Source organism: Arcticibacterium sp. GJ41-1 (assembly GCF_055808875.1).
The window spans coordinates 243,209-264,011 of the sequence record NZ_CM147888.1 but is presented as its reverse complement, the minus strand read 5'-3'; the positions used below and the strand labels follow the sequence as shown (position 1 = coordinate 264,011).

General features: G+C 37.6%; 16 protein-coding genes. 11 read left to right on the top strand and 5 right to left on the bottom strand.

All coding sequences use genetic code 11. The features are described from left to right. Positions 1 to 11 precede the first annotated feature (11 nt). Both AC0L6O_RS01130 and AC0L6O_RS01125 read left to right on the top strand, forming a co-directional pair. On the top strand, positions 12 to 1,049 hold the full coding sequence (locus AC0L6O_RS01130) for an efflux RND transporter periplasmic adaptor subunit (RefSeq protein ID WP_473305663.1): 1,038 nt from the start codon (positions 12 to 14) through the stop codon (positions 1,047 to 1,049). Positions 1,050 to 1,061: 12 nt separating this feature from the next. After that, positions 1,062 to 4,103, top strand: coding sequence for an efflux RND transporter permease subunit (locus AC0L6O_RS01125; RefSeq protein WP_473305662.1), 3,042 nt, complete (start codon positions 1,062 to 1,064; stop codon positions 4,101 to 4,103). On the opposite strand, the gene AC0L6O_RS01120 is transcribed toward AC0L6O_RS01125, so the two are convergent. Further along, complete coding sequence (locus tag AC0L6O_RS01120; protein ID WP_473305660.1) at positions 4,100 to 4,903, bottom strand: alpha/beta hydrolase; 804 nt, start codon at positions 4,901 to 4,903, stop codon at positions 4,100 to 4,102. The two genes, AC0L6O_RS01125 and AC0L6O_RS01120, sit on opposite strands and share 4 nt — an antisense overlap. A gap of 13 nt (positions 4,904 to 4,916) precedes the next feature. Next, positions 4,917 to 5,771, bottom strand: coding sequence for an alpha/beta hydrolase (locus tag AC0L6O_RS01115; RefSeq protein ID WP_473305659.1), 855 nt, complete (start codon positions 5,769 to 5,771; stop codon positions 4,917 to 4,919). A 401-nt stretch (positions 5,772 to 6,172) separates the two neighbouring features. Between AC0L6O_RS01115 and AC0L6O_RS01110 the strand changes: the two genes are divergently transcribed. The 6 genes from AC0L6O_RS01110 to AC0L6O_RS01085 all read left to right on the top strand — a co-directional run bounded on the left by AC0L6O_RS01110 (position 6,173) and on the right by AC0L6O_RS01085 (position 12,563). Continuing rightward, complete coding sequence (locus AC0L6O_RS01110; protein ID WP_473305657.1) at positions 6,173 to 7,627, top strand: ATP-binding cassette domain-containing protein; 1,455 nt, start codon at positions 6,173 to 6,175, stop codon at positions 7,625 to 7,627. Between the two features lie 38 nt (positions 7,628 to 7,665). Further along, positions 7,666 to 8,763, top strand: a complete 1,098-nt coding sequence (gcvT, locus tag AC0L6O_RS01105; protein ID WP_473305656.1) for a glycine cleavage system aminomethyltransferase GcvT — start codon at positions 7,666 to 7,668, stop codon at positions 8,761 to 8,763. 1 nt (position 8,764) lies between these two features. Continuing rightward, positions 8,765 to 9,499, top strand: a complete 735-nt coding sequence (gene fabG / locus AC0L6O_RS01100; RefSeq protein ID WP_473305655.1) for a 3-oxoacyl-[acyl-carrier-protein] reductase — start codon at positions 8,765 to 8,767, stop codon at positions 9,497 to 9,499. A gap of 92 nt (positions 9,500 to 9,591) precedes the next feature. Beyond that, entirely contained in the window at positions 9,592 to 10,731 is a 1,140-nt protein-coding gene (locus tag AC0L6O_RS01095) for an acyl-CoA dehydrogenase (RefSeq protein WP_473308489.1), read from the top strand. A gap of 292 nt (positions 10,732 to 11,023) precedes the next feature. Beyond that, complete coding sequence (locus AC0L6O_RS01090; protein ID WP_473305653.1) at positions 11,024 to 11,947, top strand: helix-turn-helix domain-containing protein; 924 nt, start codon at positions 11,024 to 11,026, stop codon at positions 11,945 to 11,947. Between the two features lie 364 nt (positions 11,948 to 12,311). Continuing rightward, entirely contained in the window at positions 12,312 to 12,563 is a 252-nt protein-coding gene (locus AC0L6O_RS01085) for a hypothetical protein (protein ID WP_473305652.1), read from the top strand. 125 nt (positions 12,564 to 12,688) lie between these two features. Here AC0L6O_RS01085 and AC0L6O_RS01080 read toward each other — a convergent pair whose 3' ends face one another. The 3 genes from AC0L6O_RS01080 to AC0L6O_RS01070 form a co-directional block, all read right to left on the bottom strand. Then, positions 12,689 to 14,734 (bottom strand): penicillin acylase family protein, encoded by a 2,046-nt coding sequence (locus tag AC0L6O_RS01080; RefSeq protein ID WP_473305651.1) that lies wholly within the window; start codon positions 14,732 to 14,734, stop codon positions 12,689 to 12,691. 107 nt (positions 14,735 to 14,841) lie between these two features. Further along, entirely contained in the window at positions 14,842 to 16,233 is a 1,392-nt protein-coding gene (locus tag AC0L6O_RS01075; protein WP_473305649.1) for a purine-cytosine permease family protein, read from the bottom strand. A gap of 307 nt (positions 16,234 to 16,540) precedes the next feature. Further along, positions 16,541 to 17,866 (bottom strand): ApeA N-terminal domain 1-containing protein, encoded by a 1,326-nt coding sequence (locus AC0L6O_RS01070; RefSeq protein ID WP_473305647.1) that lies wholly within the window; start codon positions 17,864 to 17,866, stop codon positions 16,541 to 16,543. Positions 17,867 to 18,291: 425 nt separating this feature from the next. On the opposite strand from AC0L6O_RS01070, the gene AC0L6O_RS01065 reads away from it, so the two are divergent. The 3 genes from AC0L6O_RS01065 to AC0L6O_RS01055 are packed head-to-tail and all read left to right on the top strand — an operon-like array spanning position 18,292 to position 20,801. Then, positions 18,292 to 19,545, top strand: a complete 1,254-nt coding sequence (locus AC0L6O_RS01065) for a tyrosine-type recombinase/integrase (RefSeq protein WP_473305646.1) — start codon at positions 18,292 to 18,294, stop codon at positions 19,543 to 19,545. Positions 19,546 to 19,557: 12 nt separating this feature from the next. After that, positions 19,558 to 20,421: a hypothetical protein gene (locus AC0L6O_RS01060; protein ID WP_473305645.1), complete on the top strand. Its 864-nt coding sequence runs from the start codon at positions 19,558 to 19,560 to the stop codon at positions 20,419 to 20,421. Positions 20,422 to 20,468: 47 nt separating this feature from the next. After that, the gene (locus AC0L6O_RS01055; RefSeq protein ID WP_473305643.1) at positions 20,469 to 20,801 is read left to right on the top strand and encodes a helix-turn-helix domain-containing protein; all 333 of its coding nucleotides are present in this window, start codon (positions 20,469 to 20,471) and stop codon (positions 20,799 to 20,801) included. Positions 20,802 to 20,803: the final 2 nt, after the last annotated feature.

Here is a 20,803-nt window from a genome sequence, read left to right as displayed (position 1 = left end):
AAAAGAATACAATGAAAAAAATCAGCTATTTATTGGTCTTAGGCGTTCTTTTCTGGTCTTGTAAAGAGAGTGGAGAAGCGAATGAAACTGAGCAAAAGGAGGAGTTGGAGTCGGTAAGTACCGTGTTTCCTCTTCAAAAAACCATTCAAGATGACATTTTGGCGAGTGGCGTACTTTCTTCTAAAGCAGAATTAAAACTGGCTTTCAAAACAGGGGGAATGATAAAGAGAATGTATGTTAAAGAAGGACAGTACGTGAAGGCAGGGCAATTACTTTCTGAGCTTGATATGTCTGAAATTGACGCGGCTGTAAATCAAGCTAAACTTGGTTTAGAAAAAGCAGAACGTGATGTAGCTCGTGTCAAAGGAATGCTAGAAGATGAGGTGGCTACAAAAAATAATTTAGAAGATGCAACCACGGCCTTTTCTTTAGCGAAAGAAAGTGTGGAAACGGCCAAGTTTAATCAAAAACTATCTAGAATATATGCTCCTCAGGCTGGAAAAGTCTTGATGAAAATTTCAGAACAAGGCGAGCTTATAACCCCTTTTGCTCCGGCTATAATTCTTGGAACTGGTGGCTCTTCTTTTAATGTAAAAGTAGGTTTGGCAGATAAAGATGTAGTCAAAGTCAAAATAGGAGACAATGCGGAGGTTAGACTTGACGCTTATGCTGGCGAGGTTTTTCCTGCTAGGGTAACAGAAATTGCTCAAATAATAAATCCTAGTACGGGCACTTACGAAGTGGAGCTGACTTTAAACAGTAAAGGGAAGAAGCTAATCTCTGGTTTTGTGGCAAAATCTAAAATTACGCCGCAATCAGAAAGACAGGTTTTAATGATTCCTGCTTCATCTCTAATTGAGGCAGAAAATGAGAATGCTTTTGTGTTTGTTTTCAATGGTCAATCGGTAGAAAAAAGGAAAATTCTAATTGGTGGAATACACGAAAATCAAGTGGAGGTTTTGACAGGTTTAAGCACTGCCGACCAAGTAGTGACGCTAGGAGCCAATTTTTTAAGCGAAGGTCAAAATGTTAAAGTAGTAAACCTGTAAAGGTCAATTAATATGAAGATAGCAGAGTTTTCGGTTAAAAATTATCAGTTCACCATTATCATCTTTGTCATGATAGTGGCCTTGGGTGTTAGCTCTTTGCTAACCATGCCTAAGGCAGAAGACCCCGTTTTAAAGGCAACTTTTAATACCATTGTGGTTATTTATCCAGGAACAGGTCCTAAGGATATGGAGAAACTAATTGTTGACCCCATAGAAGACCGACTGAATGGCTTAGATGACGTTAAAAACATCTTTTCGGTTTCAGGTGATGGGGTTGCTAACATCACGGTGGAGTTTATGCACCACGTGGATGATGATGAGAAATATGGCGAAACTTTAAGAGAGCTAAACGCCATCAGAAACAAGCTTCCAGAAGATATTTATAGCCTAGATGTGTTTAAATACACGCCAGAGTCGGTAAATATTTTACAAGCCGCCCTGATGTCGGAAACGGCACCTTATCATGAAATGAAAGAAAAGGCAGAGGAGTTAAAAGATGCCTTAGAAAAAGTAAAAGACATTAAAGGTGCGGAGGTTCACGCTTTTCCTAACAGGGAAGTTAAAATAGCATTGAATACCGATAGAATGGCTCAGTACAAAATCCCGATTAATAGAGTAATGGGATTAATTCAGGCCGAAAACACTGATATACCTGCAGGTTCTATTGAAATAGGGGACAGAACGCTAAACGTCAAAACCTCTGGTTCATATAAATCTTTGGAGGAAATTGAGAACACTATAGTAAGTACTTCAGGAACGCAGGTGACTTATTTGAAAGACATTGCGGAGGTCTCCATGGGTTATGAGGAAATCACCTATAAAGCCAGACTAAATGGGAAAAGAGCTGTTTTTATAACCGCTACGCAAAAAAACAACACCAATATATTTGATGTCAAAAGTGAGGTAGAACCCATTATTTCAAACTTTCAAGAAAACTTACCAGCCAATCTGACTTTTGAGACGAGCTTTGACCAAGCTAATTCTGTTTCAAAGCGTTTATTAGGACTGGCTCGTGATTTTTGCATTGCTATACTTTTGGTGATGATTACCCTAATTCCATTAGGGTTTAGGGCAGCTTTAATTGTCATGGTTTCTATTCCGTTATCCTTGGCAATTGGTTTGGCAGGTTTAGATATCATGGGTTTTGGAATAAATCAACTTTCTGTTGTTGGTTTGGTGATAGCCCTTGGTTTGGTGGTGGATGATTCCATTGTGGTCGTAGAAAATATTGCAAGATTTTTAAGAGAAGGTTACAGCAGAAAAGAGGCGGCCGTTTTGGCAACAAAGCAAATTGGTCTTGCGGTGGTGGGTTGTACCGCTACTTTATTATTTGCCTTTTTACCTCTAATTTTTTTACCGGAGTCGTCGGGTGAGTTTATTAGAAGTTTGCCAATGGCGGTTATTGCCACCGTGCTAGCATCTTTGTTTGTGTCCATTACCATTGTGCCGTTTTTGGCTAGTATGATAATGCCAAAACACAGCAGCGAAGAAGGGAACATTGTTCTACAATACATGAAAAAAGGAATTGAAGGTTCTTACCGAAAAATCCTTCATTGGTCATTATCAAGACCGCTTACCACCTTGTTAATTGCTGTTTTAATTTTTGCTGGCAGTTTGGCTCTGATTCCCGTAATTGGAATTAGCGTATTTCCTAAATCGGAAAAGCCACAGTTGCTCATTGATATTACTACGCCCGTAGGTACAAATCTGGAGACTACGGATAAGGTTGTTCGTTTTGTAGAGAAAACGCTTTCAGAGGAGGAAATAGTGAGAAACTATGCGGCAAATATTGGAAAGGATAATCCACGAATCTATTATAACCTTTTGCCTAGAGGTGGAGCGAGTTCAGAGTTTGCACAGCTGTTTGTCCAACTTCAAGAAGACACCGAAGTGCCAGATAGAATAGTTTTTGTAAATGAGTTGAGAGACAAATTTGCCGATTACCCAGGAGCAAAAATTGTGGTTAAAGAGTTTGAACAAGGGCCACCAGTGGCTGCTCCTTTGGCAGTAAGGGTTTACGGTGAAAATATAGATTCGCTGCGAAACTTGTCAATAAAAGTAGAGCAAGCCTACAAAGATACCGATGGGACTATTTACATTAATAACCCAGCCACCGTTGTAAATACCGACTTGAGGGTCAATATAAATAGGGACAAAGCTGGAATGTTTGGCATCCCAACGGCTGAGATAGATAAGAGCATCAGAATGGCTATTTCTGGTTTGAATATTGGTGAATTTAGAGATGAGGCTGGTGATGAGTATGCAATCAATGTTGGTTTGAAAGATGCTAACAATAGTACGTTCGACGTTTTTGATAAAATTTATGTGCCTGCGGCAAATGGAGCTCAAGTGCCCTTAAAAGCATTGGCAACGGTGCAATTTGAGAGTTCGCCAAATAATATCAACCATTATGATAAGGAGCGTTATGTTTTAGTATCCTCTTTTGTAGCAGATGGTTATTTGACACCTTCGGTCAATGAAAAATTCATTGAAAAGCTAGAGCAAATAGAAATCCCTGAAGGCTATAGGTATCAAATCTCAGGAGAAGTGGAGCGTCAAAAAGAGACCTTTGGCGGCTTAGGAAACATCATTATCATTACCATTTTTGGGATTTTAGCCATCTTGATTTTAGAGTTTAAAACTTTCAAAAGCTCTTTTATCGTCCTTTCAGTTATTCCTTTGGGAATTATTGGAGCGGTTAGTATTCTATATTTGACAGGAAACTCACTTTCTTTTACAGCCACCATCGGTATCATTGCCTTGGCAGGAATAGAAATCAAAAACTCCATTTTGCTGGTGGACTATACCAACTTTCTTCGTTCCGATGAAGGATTAAGCATAAATGCGGCCATTGAAAAAGCAGGGGAAACCAGATTTATTCCTATTGTATTAACCACTTTAACGGCCATTGGAGGTTTAACGCCTTTAGTGTTGGAGCATTCACCTTTGTATTCTCCACTCGCTTTGGTAATTATAGGGGGTTTAATTTCATCATTGATATTAACGAGAATAGTTACTCCGGTGATGTACAAATTACTTCCACCGAAAGTTTAAGGAAGTAACTCAGGAGCCAGTAATTCTTTCCATTTTTTGTGGTAGGCCTCTAGTTGGTATAATCCTCTGTGCCCTCCTGGCAAAAGGGTGAGCACTTCGTCAGGAGATTTACTCATTTTTTTTGCCAGCATGTAGCTAGATTCCACAGGAATCAATTTGTCTTCAGTTCCATGAATGAGATGGGTTTCACAGGTGACTTTGTCAATTCTTAAATCGGTTCTAAAAGGGTGTTTTACTATCCATTGGTAAGGGAATATGGGTAAATGCATTTTGCCCACTTCAGGTAAACTGTAGTAACAACTTTCTAAAATTAGCATTTTAGGTTTGTTTTCGGCGGCCAGCTTGGTTGCCACGCCAGATCCTAATGAACGACCATATATCACTATGCCGTCTTCGCTGTATTTCTTTTTCATTTCGCCATAAAGAAATGCCGAATCGCTAAAGATGTTTTCTTCGCTTGGCTTGCCTTTTGTTTTACCAAAACCTCTGTAATCATAGAAAAAGACGTCGTAGCCTAGGCTTGTGAATTGCTCCGCAGAACGACCCCATCTAGATAAATTTCTCCTGTTACCGTGATTATTAAACACTAAACCCTTTGACTTTTGAGAAGTGGGAAAGAATAAGGTGTTTATTTCTGTACCATCGGGAGCCGTGTAGTTTTTTTCCACAAAAGGTTGGTCAAAATTGAATTGATAGCCCTCAGGAAGTGGATTGGCCTGAAAAATAACCAAGTCTTGAATAAAGTAAAGGACTACTAGAATAAAGCAGTATCCGATTATTAGCCATTTGAGAAATTTCATTTTTATCCCCGAATTAAGTGTTGAAGCCTATATCGCCCAAAATCTGTTTGTCAAATTCGTCATACTCACCTAGCAGAATATCCCTTAATACTCTGTGGTATTCTGGAAAAGAAGGAAGGTTATTATGTCCACCTCCGTAGATTGGTGCTAGATGTGTGTTTAAGGGAGCTACTTTTGATAAGCGGACGCTGCTTCGCAGTGGTATCAGCCAATCTTTGGTGCCATGAATAATGTAAATAGGGCATCGGCAGTATTTCAGCCATTCGTCGGTTCTTATTTTGAAACGAAGTATGATACTTAGCGGAAGAAATGGAAGAAATCGACTTGTCAAATTAGAGAAACTGTAATAGGGAGCATCCAGAATAAGCATTTTGGGTTTATTAGAAGATGCTAGTTTTGCGGCAAAGCCAGAGCCTAAAGAGCGACCGTAAATCACTATATCACTTTCTAATATCCCGAAATCATACCGGAGCCTATTATAAACATGCTGTGCATCTTCTTTCATGGCTTTTTCGGAGCGTTTTCCTCTGCTTTTTCCAAAACCACGATAATCTATCATGAGTACATCGTAGCCATGAACGGTAAAATCGCGAGAGTATTTCGCCCAACCTTTGATACTTCTTGTGTTTCCATGAAAGTAAATGACTAGGCCATTCTTTTCTTTTTCTTCCGAAAAAAAGCGAAGTCCATTAATCGTGACTTTGTCAGAAATGGTGAAGTTTAATTCTTCAAAAGGATAGTCGTATTTAAACTCAAAGTCATCAGACAGTTTCTCAGGTTTAAAAATGAAGAAGTCTTGAATGAAATAGGCAAGCGTACTCAGAACCACATAAGAGCCAAGAATCCAGAAGGCAATAGTCCAAGTCATTTTAAATTGGGTTGTTCATTGAAATCTACTAAAAATGAATAGTAACAGAAAAAATAGCGTGTTCTTTTATCTGGAAATGTTGATTGAGAGTAATATTAGTAATTCCCTATATAGTCCTGTACTTTTTGAACACTGGCTAAATTCTAAAAACCAAAAGTTAAACTCTGGCTGTCTATTATTTAGAATTTTGACTGAGTGAGTTTACAGGGCTCTGTTTTTTTTGCTTCGTTTTTTTTCGAAAAAAAATGGAGTCCCCGCCGGAAGGCGAGCCGTGATTATGTAATGGTTGGTTTGAATTGAGAAAAAGCATTTTACGCCTATTTTTTAGATAGCAAATGAATTTTGGGTAGTAATTTTTCGAATATGATTCTTTTCTGAGCACAGAAGTATAATTTTACCGAATGATTTCATTCAATCAAGTCTTCATAAAAAAGGGAGAAAATACGGTTTTAGCTGATATAAATCTAGAATTGGCTGATAGCCAAAACTTTGGAATAATTGGAGAAAACGGTAGTGGAAAGAGCACGCTCATTGATGCCATGGCGGGTAAAATTTTTCCTTGGAAAGGGAAAGTGTCAAAACCGCATTATTCCGAAATAGAGCTTGTACCTAGAGATTATGGCTTTCACAGATTGGTGGGGCCGGCCTATCAATATTACCAACAGCGATATCATGCCCATGATTCTGAAATAGGGCCTACGCTCTATGAAGTCATTCAAAATCAAGTAATGCCCGTAGGAACTGTAGATAGTAAATCTGTGGATTTACCAGAACCAAAGTACGAGAAAGCCTGGGTAGAAGAGATTGCAGATAAAATGAAAATTTCACACCTGCTAGAAAGGAAGGTTACTTCGCTTTCTAATGGTGAAACAAGAAGGTCATTGATTGCCCTTTCGCTGCTAAAGAAACCTAAAATTCTTTTGCTTGATAATCCTTTTATTGGTTTAGACCAAGAGAGCAAGTCTGCATTAAAAGCCCTTATGGATAACATGAAAGTCCAGTTGGTTTTGGTGGCGAATGTGGACGATATGCCAGCTTGTATTGATAAGCTTATTGAGCTAAAATCGGGAACGATAGAAGGAGTTTTCGAAAAGCCATTTCCAAGTAAGGAGAAGAAGGAGCTTAAAATTGAGTTTGACCAGGAATTATTGGAACATTTTAAGACGGCAAAGAGTGAGAAAACAGACTCGGTAATTAAAATTATTAATGGTAAAGTAGTTTACGGAGACAAGCCTGTTCTTCAAGATATTAACTGGGAAGTAAAGGCAGGTGAAAAATGGGCTTTGATGGGGCCAAATGGCTCAGGGAAAAGTACGCTACTTAGCTTAATAACAGGAGATAATCCACAGGCTTACCAAAATCAACTTTACTTGTTTGGTAAGAGGCGTGGAACAGGGGAGAGTATTTGGGACTTAAAGAAGAGAATGGGATATTTATCTCCCGAAATGCACATTTACTTCCCTAAGAATATGCAAGTCTGGAAAGTTATAGCATCGGGTCTTTTTGATACAATTGGCTTATTTAAAAAGCTTAGCGATGTGGATAAAGTGGCTTTAGAGAAAATCATGAAGCTTCTTGATTTAGAAAGTATTGAAAATCGTTTACTGAGCGAGTTATCAACAGGGGAGCAAAGGCTGGTTTTACTGGCAAGAGCCTTGGTTAAAAATCCGGAATTACTCTTATTTGATGAAGCTTGCCAAAACCTAGATTATAATCACATGGTTTTTATCAGGGATTTGGTCAATGAACTTGTTTCCAAGCTTAATAAAACGCTCATTTATGTTACGCATAATGTAGAGGAGCTTCCGGCAGTTATTGATAAGAAGATACTATTAGAAAATGGACGGATGCTTTAGTATTTGTAATTTTAAGCTTTAAATAAAAAGAAAATTGTATGACAGAGATTAAGAACATTCCGCTAAATGACCTTCATGTAGAACTTGGAGGAAAAATAGTCCCTTTTGCAGATTTTAATATGCCGGTTAGGTATTCTTCAGACATTGAGGAGCACATGGCAGTGAGAGAGTCTGTGGGTGTTTTTGATGTGAGTCATATGGGTGAGTTTTATCTGAAAGGAGAAGGTGCTTTAGATTTGATTCAAAGAGTTTCTTCAAACGACGCTTCGTTACTTTATAACGGAAAAGCTCAGTATAGTTACTTGCCAAACGAAACAGGTGGTGTAGTCGATGACCTTTTGGTGTATAGGATTGATGAAGATGAATACATGTTGGTGGTGAACGCATCAAACATTGAGAAAGATTGGAATCACATCCAAAAGTATAATACTGGAAATGTAGAAATGGTAAACTGGTCTGACGACTTATGTTTGTTTGCCGTGCAAGGGCCTAAAGCTATAGCGACGCTTCAAAAATTGACGCACATCCCTTTAGATAATATTGAATACTACACTTTCACCAAAGGTACTTTTGGCGATGTAAAAGATGTTATTCTTTCCGCAACTGGATATACTGGTGCTGGTGGTTTTGAACTGTATGTTCCTAAAGAAAATGCCGAGGCTCTTTGGCATAAAATTTTTGAAGCAGGAGCTGAGTTTGATATAAAGCCAATAGGCCTAGGTGCTAGAGACACCTTAAGACTAGAAATGGGTTATTGCCTTTATGGCAACGACCTTTCTGATACATTATCTCCTTTAGAGGCGGGTTTGAGTTGGGTAACTAAATTCACTAAAGATTTTGTGAACTCAGAAAACTTAAAAGCGGAGAAAGAAGCGGGAGTTAAAAGGAAACTTGTAGGCATAGAGTTGATTGACAAAGGAATTCCAAGAGCACATTATGAAGTTTGTGATGCCGAAGGCGAAACGATTGGAGAAATCACTTCTGGAACCATGTCGCCAATGCTTAAAAAAGGAATTGCTTTAGCTTATGTAAGTAAGGCGTTTTCAAAAACCGGAACGGAGGTTTTTGTTAAGGTGAGAAATAAAACATTAAAAGCTGTGGTTAAAAGACCACCTTTTGTAAAAACTGGAGTTTGATATGAGATTAGAAAACAAAGTAGCCATTATCACAGGAGGAGCCAGAGGAATAGGAAAAGCTACGGCAGAACTGTTTGTGAAAGAAGGAGCAAAGGTTATTATCTGGGATGTTTTAGAAGCTGGTGAATCTACAGCTTTGGCGATTGATAAAACAGGGAAACAATGCGTTTTTCAAAAGGTTGATGTAAAAGATATGAATTCAATCGAATCGGCGGTTGATGAAACAATTAGTCGTTTTGGGAAAATTGACATTTTGGTAAATAATGCAGGAATTTTAAGAGACAAAAGTTTCTTGAAAATGAGCCAAGATGAATGGCAGTCTGTGATTGACATCAATTTGACGGGTGTTTTTAATTGTACGAAGGCTGTGGTGCCTCACATGGTTGAGGAGAAATATGGTCGTGTAATTTGTACTTCTTCGGTAGTGGGAATAACAGGAGGTTTTGGTCAAACGAATTACGTTGCCACCAAGGCAGCCATTATTGGAATGGTAAAAACATGGGCAAAAGAGTTTGGCAAACATAATATTACTGCCAATGCCGTAGCTCCTGGTTTTATAAAAACCGACATGACAGATAGTATTCCAGAAGAGATTAGAAATGGTTTTATTGCTGACATTCCGGTGAGGAGACTGGGAGAGCCGGCTGATATTGCAAATGCATATTTATTCCTAGCTACAGAAGAAGCCTCTTATATCAGTGGACATACACTTTCTGTAAACGGAGGTGTAGCCTAAAACTTAAGATTTATTAATAATGGTATGCTTGCATACTGTTATTTCCTCTTGTAACTTTGGTTCTACATCAACATAGAAACCAAATGCAAGGAATTAATTTTGATTTATCGGAAGAACAGTTGGCTGTTCAAGAAGCTGCCCGTGATTTTGCGGAGAAAGAATTGCTCCATGATGCTATTGAGAGAGATACGCATTCAAAATTTCCAGAAAAGCAGGTAAAAATGATGGGAGAGCTAGGCTTTCTCGGAATGATGGTAGACCCAGCGTATGGTGGCGGAGGTATGGATACTATCAGTTATGTACTCGCTTTAGAGGAAATAGCCAAAATAGATGCATCTGCTGCCGTAATTATGTCTGTAAACAACTCCTTAGTTTGTTGGGGACTTGAAAAATACGGTACGCAAGCTCAAAAAGAGAAATACTTGAAGCCTTTGGCTCTAGGCGAAAAACTAGGTTGTTTTTGTCTTTCGGAGCCAGAAGCGGGTTCGGATGCTACCTCCCAAAAAACGACAGCGATTGATAAAGGAGACCATTATTTGGTCAATGGTACTAAAAACTGGATTACCAATGGCGGCTCTTCTGATATTGCCTTGGTGATAGCTCAAACCGATGCAGACAAAGGTCACAGAGGTATAAATGCCTTAATTATAGAAAAGGGAACAGAGGGTTTTGTGGTTGGGAAAAAAGAAGACAAAATGGGAATTAGGTCTTCAGATACACATTCTTTGATGTTTTCTGATACTAAAGTTTCAAAAGAGAATAGAATTGGTGATGATGGGCATGGCTTTAAGTTCGCCATGGGTACGCTTGATGGCGGTAGAATTGGTATTGCGGCTCAAGCTTTAGGAATAGCTTCAGGTGCTTATGAGCGAGCTCTTCAATACTCTAAAGAACGAAAGGCTTTTGGTAAGGAGATTTCAAGACACCAGGCTATACAGTTCAAATTGGCTGATATGCATACTAAGATTGAAGCGGCTAGGTTCTTAATTTATAAAGCTGCCTTTGAAAAAGACCAAGGCAGGAACTATTCTGAATCCGCGGCTATGGCCAAAGTTTATGCTTCTGAAGTAGCCATGTGGGTGACCACACAAGCGGTTCAGGTACATGGAGGTTATGGTTATGTAAAAGAATATCATGTAGAAAGAATGATGCGTGATGCTAAGATTACGGAAATTTATGAAGGAACATCAGAGATTCAAAGACTAGTAATCGCAAGGTCAATATTGAAGTAAAACAACAAAGCATTGGACTTTTTAAGGGCGTCAAAAACGCCCTTTTTTTATGTCTGGCCTATATTTTCTAGGTTTTTTACCAAAAAGATATTATCGTATAAGTATATAAATTTGTACAAAAGTTAGATTTTTTTAAGAAAAGAACCTATTTGGTCTTACTTTTGTATAACTAATTAAACATTCTAATGCAATTTAACGTTTGAGTGTTAAAAAAAGATTATTAGTTTTGTACAATGTGTTTGATTGAATATTTGAACACAGAAAATTTTGAAGGGAATACTGTTTGTTGATTATGGAAGATTATAATAAGATAATTGAATCGCTGGGAGTGAAGTTTGCGAAAGCAAGGCACATTAACATTTTGCAGCCAATAAGAATCAAGAATTTCTACGATGTGGAGAACACATTGCTTATTCTTTATGATGGCAATGTGAAGCTGGAAGGGATTGATGAGGAAATTGAGGCAGGAGACATGCTTTTCATTCCAGGTGGTAAATCTTCTAATATCACTTATGGTTCTGGCGAGCCAAAGAATATTACTTACGAAGAGTTCATGACTAGAAGAGAGCATTATTTTGATGCCATGACCATTCCTCATGAAATAGGGAAGGTGCGTAACTCTTTTGGACTTATTGCTTTTGAAGCAAAGGTTTTTGACTCAGTTAATTTCTTTACCTCTTTAGATATTCCTCCGTTTTTTATCAAAAACGATAGCAAACTAGCGGGTCTTATTAAAGATATTCTTGTTGAAGACTTTACGGACGAAGCAGGTAGGGGTAGAGTGATAATGAATAAAACCGAAGAGGTTGTTATTGAGATTATTCGCTTTATCTTAAGAAATAAAATGTTTGTAGAACAATTAGCCACAAACAGTACGTATTTCAAAGACCCTCGTTTGATAGACATTTTTGCTTATATCAAGGAAAACTTGGAAGGCGATTTATCAAACAAGCAACTAGCCAATGTTGCTAACGTTTCAGAAGATTATGTAGGTCAATACTTCAAAATGTTGACAGGTATTAATCCTCAAGATTATATCGAGTATCAAAGAATGGAAGCTGCGGTAACCCTTCTAAGAACTTCTAAGAAAAGTATTCGTGCCATAGGTGCGGAGGTTGGTTATAAAGACACCGCTTATTTCTGTAGAAGATTTAAAATGATGTTTGGTATTCCAGCAGGAAAAATGAGACGTAGAGAAAGCTTATTGATAGGCTAATCTTGACATGAATATATTGTATTAAAAGGAGCCTCGTGCTCCTTTTTTTATGTTCGCTCTACGAAGCTTTTAGCTTCGTAGTAGTGTCACAAGGTCTCCGGCCTGATTTATGCTTTTTTGCTACCCTGAAGCTGTATCAAAAACACTTTGAAACACGGGGAAGGTTACTGGATTTGAAGCCTAGCAGGCATACTGATATAAATGATTAGCCCAGGTCAGAGGCCTTTATTCACCACACCGAAGCTACAAGCTTCGGAGAGCGGTAATGGATGTTTAACTCTAAAAAGTGGAAACTTTCTTAGCAGCAGAGTCACACTAAAATGTCATTTTAGAGGCTTCTAATAATTAGTATTGATTTTTAATTATGAGCAGAGACGAATTAATTGCACTTTATAGAAAGATAATAGTTCCACCACTTGGAACAAGTGAAGAAGAAAGAAACGATTGGATTTTTAAATTGGCTAGCGAATTTAAGGGAATTGGTATATTCGAAATAGAGAGTAATATACCTGATTTAGACTTTAGCAATCTGTGGGAAAATCCAAAAGCGGAAAACAAGTATGTTGAAATGGTAATAGATATCGCTTTAAAAAGAAGGGAGGAGGTTAAAGATTAAACCCCCGCTCTGCAAAGTCCTTTAGACTTGGTGGAGTATGCTCATAGGTCTTCAGACCGATTTAATGTCATTCTATTGTTCTTATTTTAAAACAAAGCAAGGGCTAGATAATTATCTTACCCTTTTCATTCAGGCGAATAAACCCTTTCTGCATTTTTCAATACCTCAGCCTTGTCCAAAGTCATCTTCTTGGTCTTTTGATTAACAAACATTTCCATCTGGTCAGCATAATGAGGTTTTTTCGGGTGGTTAGAAGCACCGTAGTTTATTACGGTTTCTATTTGTGGACGTTGGTTCTTCTTAAAGCGTACTAATTGTATATAAGATTCGCCTGCCATGCCTTTACGCATACCGTCTTTGTAAGGGCTCGTGTACATGGCTGCTAAAACATCAGGAAGTCCGGGTAATGGAATCGCATTGTTTCCTCTTACTAATTTCTGTACTTCTCCTAGAGCGACTTCTGTTGAGCCGAAGTTAGCTAGCAAATGTTCTTTACTAGCCTGAATAGCTTTAACCGCCAATTCCTTTGATAATATCTCAATATCTTTAGAGCCTTTTGTTATTGCTATGATTTCATAAGCAAGAATGGCGAAGAAGCCAGCACCCGTATTTTCAATATTAGATTTTCTATTCCAATTTTGAAGCAATTCTATCTCTTTTGCTATTTCGGGATACTTCTCGCTTTCCATTTCCCAGATGATATTGATATCTAAAGGGAAATGAAACTTAGCAGGATATTGACCATCATATTTGATGGATTTAAAATCATCGTAGCTCAGTTTATCATAGGCCTTCATTCTTTCTACAAATCGCATGCTCCGGTTATTATCCTTGAGCGGGTATCCCATTGTTGGGTCAATATCTTCTGGCTTTAGATTGTCAGATTCGGCAGAAGCATTAAAAACGGTATTATTTGAATTGAACAAATAGCCAGACTTAGGATTTAAATATTGCGGTAAGTCGTCTAAAGGGTGAAACTCCGTCCACAGTGTTTCAGATGTATTTCCTGGTAAAACACCTGACCAATTATATTTGGGGTTTCTAATTGGAATTTTACCGTTGGAGACAAAGAAGATATTGTCTTGATTGTCGGCATATACGGTATTGAATCCAGGAATTGCCACCATCTCCATGGCTTTATGAAATTCTTGATAGTTGGTAGCTTTATTCATTTTATACCATTGTTCTACACCTCTTATGTCCTGATTCGCTCCCATTCTTATGGAATAAACACCGCCTTTTGTTTTTAAAGTAGCACCATATTCACTCCAGTATGCCTTCTTGCCAATGGGCAAGGTTATCCACCCGAGGTCTACTTTTAGCTTAACTTTATTCTTTTCAAGTTTTCTCCAAACACCATCAAAGAGATACTTTCTAGAGTTTTTCGACTTCATCTCTAGTTTATAGACATCTATCTTGTCTTGATGATTTACTGTATGAGCCCACCCTAGGTTTTCATTAACCCCATGAAAAATAACGCAGCCTCCCGGAAAAAACCCACCAAGCATATTCCAGCCTTCTTCACTTTGAAGGTGTGCCTCATACCAAGCCACCGGTCCTTCTAAAGGTTGATGAGAGTTGATGTTTAAAAAAGTTTCGCCAGTGATTGTTTTGGCAGAGGAGAACGCAAAGGCGTTTGAGCCTTTTATTTCTTCTTTGATTTCGGGCTTTTCTATAGTTCCGCCATAAATGTCTTTAATAACACCATCGGCTCCAGAAATAACCGATAAAGAAAGTATCAATGAGGAGACATAGTCTTCCATACTAACTGGGAAAGAGTTTTTGACCAAAACTTCTTCCGGGTGTAAGCTTGCATATTGGTTTAGTCCAGCTAAGTAGCCTTTGGCCAAAGCCGTGAACTCAGGGGAAAGGGTATGCATTTTTGCTTTAGCTATTTCTTGTGTTTTTAAAAGGCCTACTACATAATCTACAGCAGCACCGTCTTTTCCTTTGAGCTTGCCAAGCATTCCTTTTCCGGCTAGTAGCGTTAATTGGATGGTTTTGAAGTCGTCTTCGGCATGAGCCCACGCTAGCCCGTAAGCCACTTCTGGGTCGGTTTTTCCAAAAATATGTGGAACACCCCATTGGTCTCTCACAATTTGAATGTTGGCAGGGTTTATTTGAGCATAGCTCGAGAAAGCTATTAGAAAGAGTAGAAGTGTATTTTTCATAAATAGGGTGAAGTGTTTCTCGAATATACGCCAAAATAGAATGTCATATAAAAAGAAAGAGGTGGCTTAATGAAAAACCACCTCCTTGAATATGTTGTTGTTCTAAATTAGGAGGTCTTTTTCTGCATTATTTTACTAAATACTAAGAAAAGAACGCCGCAAGAAATCCATGCAGGAAGTGTTAAGAACGATAAGAATACGCCATTCGTTTTGGCGTAAAAGTAGAATCCACAAACACTTAATGCCCAAGCTAAAAGAACGGCCCAGTTTAGGTTCAATTTATTCTTCTCGGCGTAATTAGAGCTAACGTCAAATTTAGAAGAGAAATATTGGTCAAAAACGATAATGGCACCCACTGGAGCTAGAATGAAGCCATAAACAGCCACAAAATCTAATAATTGCATGGCAAAGGCAGGGAATATCCCAGCCGCCGTGGCTATTACACCTGCAATGATGGTGGCACCACTCGATTTCATTTTTGGGAATAAAGTCTGAAAAGCCAAACCAGCTCTATAAATGGTTGGGTTTGCGGTAGTCCATCCGGCAAGAAGAACAACTAATACACCAAAGGCTCCTATAGCGTTATAAGCAAGTGGACCCGGTGCTACAGAAGGAGCTTCTCCGTTGGCTAAAAAGTTTATGGCCTCTGGAGTCTTAAGGTAAACGGCATAAAGCAATGCAGCGGCTATCCAAGCAATGTAATGCCCTACATACATACCAGCTGCTGTAGTCCATCCTGATTTCGCAGACTTTGCATAACGGAAAACGGATAAGTCAGACATACCAACGTGCATAGCAGCATTAGCAAACCAAGACCAAATGGCAACATGCCAAAATGTATATTTGATTTGACCAGGGAAAGGCTCTTTACCTTCACCCCAAATGTTCCAGAAGTCAGAAAAGCTATGAATCTCTAATTGACCCATGGCTACAATAGCAGCAGCTACAAAACCTACAATAATGATAGGAGACATCCAGTTGGCAGCTTTGGAAACCATAGCGTAGCCTTTTGCCGCTATTAAAGTGGTGATAGCACCTAGTACAACCACGATAATAATCCAAGTGATACCGTTAGGCATAACATCGGTTAGTTTGGGCATATCCATGTCAAATGGAATACCTACAGCAGTGGCCGATACCGTGAGCATGGAACCTGCTAAAAAGCAGAAAAGTATACCGTTGGCAATGTTATAAAACTTGACAAGGTTCTTTCCACAGATTTTTTCTAACTGGAAGTATAAGGTGAGTCTATTTTTGACACCAATTTCGGCGGTTAAGAATCGCCAAGAAAGTACGGCCATTAGATTTCCAACAAAAAGACCAGCCAAAAGGTCAAAAGCACTAACACCTGTGGTTAGGAAAAGGGGGCCAATGACGAATTCAGTACCTGCAGCATGTTCGCCTGCATACATGCCTAAAAAGCTTTTCCATCCTTTCAGTGCTTTTTTGGGAACGGGTTCTCTTTCGTATTCTTCAGCAACGACAACTTCTTCGCTCATTTTATTTCTTATAGGGTTTGACAAGCAAATTAGTACAAACGATTGATAAACCGATGGATTAAATATGTGGCTTGGCTTTTTGAAAAGGTAAGGGCTGGGTTTTTGGGGTGAGTTTTATGTTAGCGGGAAGTATTAGATTTAGAACATTAGTTGTATGTAACTAATTGTAGGTGAGTTTTTTATGTGCTTGGTGGATGGTATGTGAATCTATGATTATTTCATAAAATAGCGACGAAAAGGTAAAGTGTGGGGATATGGACAGTATAGGATTGTGGGTGGTTTGCTTGAAGGTCGTTTCGGCTAAACATTAGTCCAATTTAAGTAAACTTGTATTTCTATAAGATTCATTAATTGGCTTAGTGCCTAAAATTAATTTTTTATTAACTACCGAAAGGAAAACGGCTGAAATCAAGTGAATGTTTTTGATGAGTTCTTCGTCTGTGAAGACGTCTTCGTCCTTGAAGTCCATATGTACAAATTTTATTCTGGTAGCTCTGATTTTTTTTGCAAAACCTTTTTCAGTGAAGGGGCTTATGTTCACATTAGATGTTTGGATGAGCTCTAAAACTCTATCTTGGAAGCTTATCTCACGCCGCTTTTCAGCAATTTGAGTTCGGAACCATTCGTGATATGGAGTGCCAACTAATTTTTCTAAAATAGCTGTGACTTGTTTTGTACGCTTTTCAGAGTAGGGTTCTGTCCTTTTAAAATATTCTCTATGAAATAATTCTAAGGAGAAGCAAAACGCAAGGAACTTATTTTTAATGTGAAGCCCCTTTTCTACATAAGCTGTATGGAAGTTTTCTAATGAAAAACCAATTCTATCATAAATGTTAAACCAATTAGAGAAAAGGATGTATGAATTTTTTACCAAAAAGCTTAAGTGATAAGTATCAAGGTCGTGGTCATAATTATTTTTAAGGCCGTAAACCCAAAAGTCGGCCTTTTCAAAACGAACCTCAAACATTTCGAAGGAGCACATGCCTTGTGCTAAGAGTGTGAAGAACTCTTCCATTCTTTCTTTTTCTTTGAGACATTCATTAAAAGACTTAGGTTGTGAAAAATCCACATTAAGCCATCCATGATTTTTAATGGTCATCTCTCTGCTACTCGACAAAGGAAGGCTGGTTCTCCACCAAAGGTATATGTTCAAATATTTATCCCTAAAGAGCGGATATTTTTTTGATGGTTTAATATGATAAATGACGTTTTCTTCGTCAAAGTTATAGTCTACCTTAATGTCATTTGTAACAGTACATTTTTGAAATGATGTACTCGAGATCATAAGAGAGTCGAACCTTATATTTTTTGGACGAGATACGTGGTTTGGTGAAACTAGGGTATATCGATATTTAAAAGAAAAATTATTTACGAGACCACCCAATGACGATCTTGTATGTCTACCCTCAAAAAGAATAAAAGTAAAAGCTTTTAATGTGGACGTTTCTGTAAAGTGTCCATAGATAATGTTCAGCCTTTTTTCATCTGAATGTGGCCAGAACGTTTGAAAGTTAATAATATCAAGCCTTGAGGTCCCATCAAAATCTAAAAAAATAGAACCAGAATGATGTAAAGAGTTATCTTCATTTTCCCATTTTCCAACGAAGGTCTTGCCAAGGAGGTCGTTTTCCATTCTTTTTTATTCAAATTTAGTAAGTTCCGTTTATGTTTCCCCAAATTTTTATACTGAAGGTCTTTCTTTTCTTCTTTAGACTTTCCTATGGTTTTGGGATATTTTTTGTGCTTGAACTAAACATATGGGAAGAAGGCTTTCCTTTAAAACTAAAGCCCTAAAAATCAAAAAGCGTTAACAAATTTTACTTTGCTAACGCTTTGATTTCGAAGTGGGAGTTGAGGGATTCGAACCCCCGACCCTCTGCTTGTAAGGCAGAATATTGGCTAATATTTGTTGTCCGTTCACTATCTATTTATTCCTTAATATGCTGTAAATATAGTATTTATGTGATAGTAGTTAATATTTAGTATTGGTTTTCTTTTCTCGTTTGTATGCAAATAAAATGCAAATTGTTATATTTGGTGTATAACAAGGATTTAGAAATGGAGAAGAATGTTTTCATATCAATTTATCTGGATAAAAGAAGAATTAAGAAAAATGGGAAGTTTCCCGTTAAGCTTAGGGTTTTCACTAAAAGTCCAAGAGTTCAAAAATTGTATACTACTCAATACGAGTACAGTCAAAAGGAATTTGATAGTGTTTGGTTAACTATAAAGCCTAGGGCGGAATATAAAAGCCAAAGGTTAGAGCTTGCTAGTATCGAAGCATCTGCAATTGATGTGGCTAATAGTTTAAACTCATTTACATTTGAAGATTTTGAAAGAAAACTATTTCGAACCTCCACAGATGGACAAGACGTGTTTTATCATTATCAATATTCGATAGATAAGCTAAAAAGAAATAGGCAATTCGGAACGGCCAGTAATTATGAGTTGAGCCTAAACTCTATAAAAAGGTATCTTGAATACAAAAAAAGTGGTGGAGGTTCTAAGCTTCACTTTAATAGTGTAACAAGTGAATGGCTTCAAGGTTATGAAAATTACATGATAGATGTTTTAGGTAGGAGTTCCACAACTGTTTCAATTTACATAAGGGTTTTGAGAACTATCTTTAATAATGCCATTTCTCAAAAAGACATTGATTCGGATTTGTATCCTTTTGGTAAAGGAAAATATCAACCACCAACTTCAAAAGGTGTTAAGAAGTCGCTTAATAATTCACAGTTAAAAGAATTATTTAACTCCATTCCTAAAACGGAGGAGCAGGAGCTTGCAAAAGACATGTGGTTTTTCTCTTTTGGCTGTAACGGAATGAATATGAAAGATATATTATTGCTTCGTAATTCAAACGTTGACAATGATATGATTTCGTTCGTTAGAGAAAAAACTAAGAGAACTAACAAAGCATCATCTAAGCCGATTACGATTTATTTAAATAAAATCACTTTAGATATTATTAATAAATATAGGAGTGAAGATACTAGTGCGAATGCCTTGCTATTTCCATTCTTGGATTCGGAAACGGGTGAAGATGTTCAGCGTATTAAAATTCAGAATTTCACGAAAAAAGTAAATCAACATATAAAGAAACTTTCGGTTGAGATTGGGCTACCAAAAGAGATTTCGACATATTGGGCTAGGCATTCTTTTGCCACGAAAGGAGTGCATGAAGGGGTCAGTATGGAATTTATGAGCGAAGCCCTAGGACATAAGAATTTAGCCACAACTAGAGGTTATATTGGTAGTTTTCCCTCAGAAGTGAAAAAGGAATTTTCACAAAACATATTTAACTTTTAGTTTATGGACTATATGAAAATTGTTCTTGATGGTGTTGTGGACGAGAATACGAGTAGATACTTAGATAAGTATTTTTACAGGGAATTTAAAAAAGCAACGGTTCAGTTTTATGATTATGAAGAATTTTACAATGGACTGATTGGTGCAACGGATAAGTTGATTTCAGATATAAATAGTCAATATTATAAGAACCAAAATGAACTCCTTAAGATGAAAAACTTAGCAGTTTCGGGAGAGCTTGGATATCTAGATATAAAAGAAGGAGAAACGATTGCGGACAAGGTTAAAGATACCGTTAAGTATGTTAATGAGGAGTTGAACAACATTACAAAGTTCAATTATTCGGTCAATTTGTTTCAGTTTACGGGAGATAGGTATAGGGGAAGTTTATATTATGGTAGGGTGTTGGAAATTAAACAAAAAGTAATTTCTGCTTATGAAAGGATATTACAGGAGCTACTTAAGGAGGAGGTGTCAAAAACGAAAGTGAAGGAAACGGTATCATTTGTTTCGACGATTGAGAAAAAACTGATAGAATATGGTTTAGAAGGTTTCTTAGAGGAAAAAGGAATAAGCTTTTCAAAAGTAATCCAACTTATTAAAACAAGGGGATGCGAGTTTTCGATTTGCCTATTTCATCATTTGGATTACTTAGAGTATTTAAAAAGAAACTATTGCGAAAGGCAAAATAGAGAGGAGTTGCATAAACTAGTTGCTAATTTTTTCAATATTCCTAAGAGAAGGGCAAAGGGGAATATTAATGTTCTAACACCTCATTCTAAGGAAAGAAAGGAGGTATATACAAGTGTTAACAACCGCACAGAAGTGGTTGAATGGATAAGTCAAAATAAATTGGGTCATGATAACCCAAAATGACCCAAAATCACCCACCTATCATTGCAAAGTAACAAATACTATATGCAATGAATTTATCTTTCAATGATTTACCCACAGCGGTGGAAGGGCTTTATTCCAAATTAGAGTCGATTGAAAAACTTTTAGCTCAAAAGAACGAGTCTTTTAATAGTGACGAGCTTTTGACGGTTGAAGGGGCGGCCAGTTTTTTAAGCTTAGCTAAGCCAACGATATATGGATATGTCCATAGATGTGAGATACCTTTTATGAAAAAAGGGAAGAAGCTATATTTTAGTCGTGAAGATTTAATGGGCTGGATGGAATCTAGTAAGGTTCAAACCTCCACGGAGGTAAAGGAGCGAGCAAAGCAGGGGTTAATTGACGTACAAAAAAAGAGCTGAAA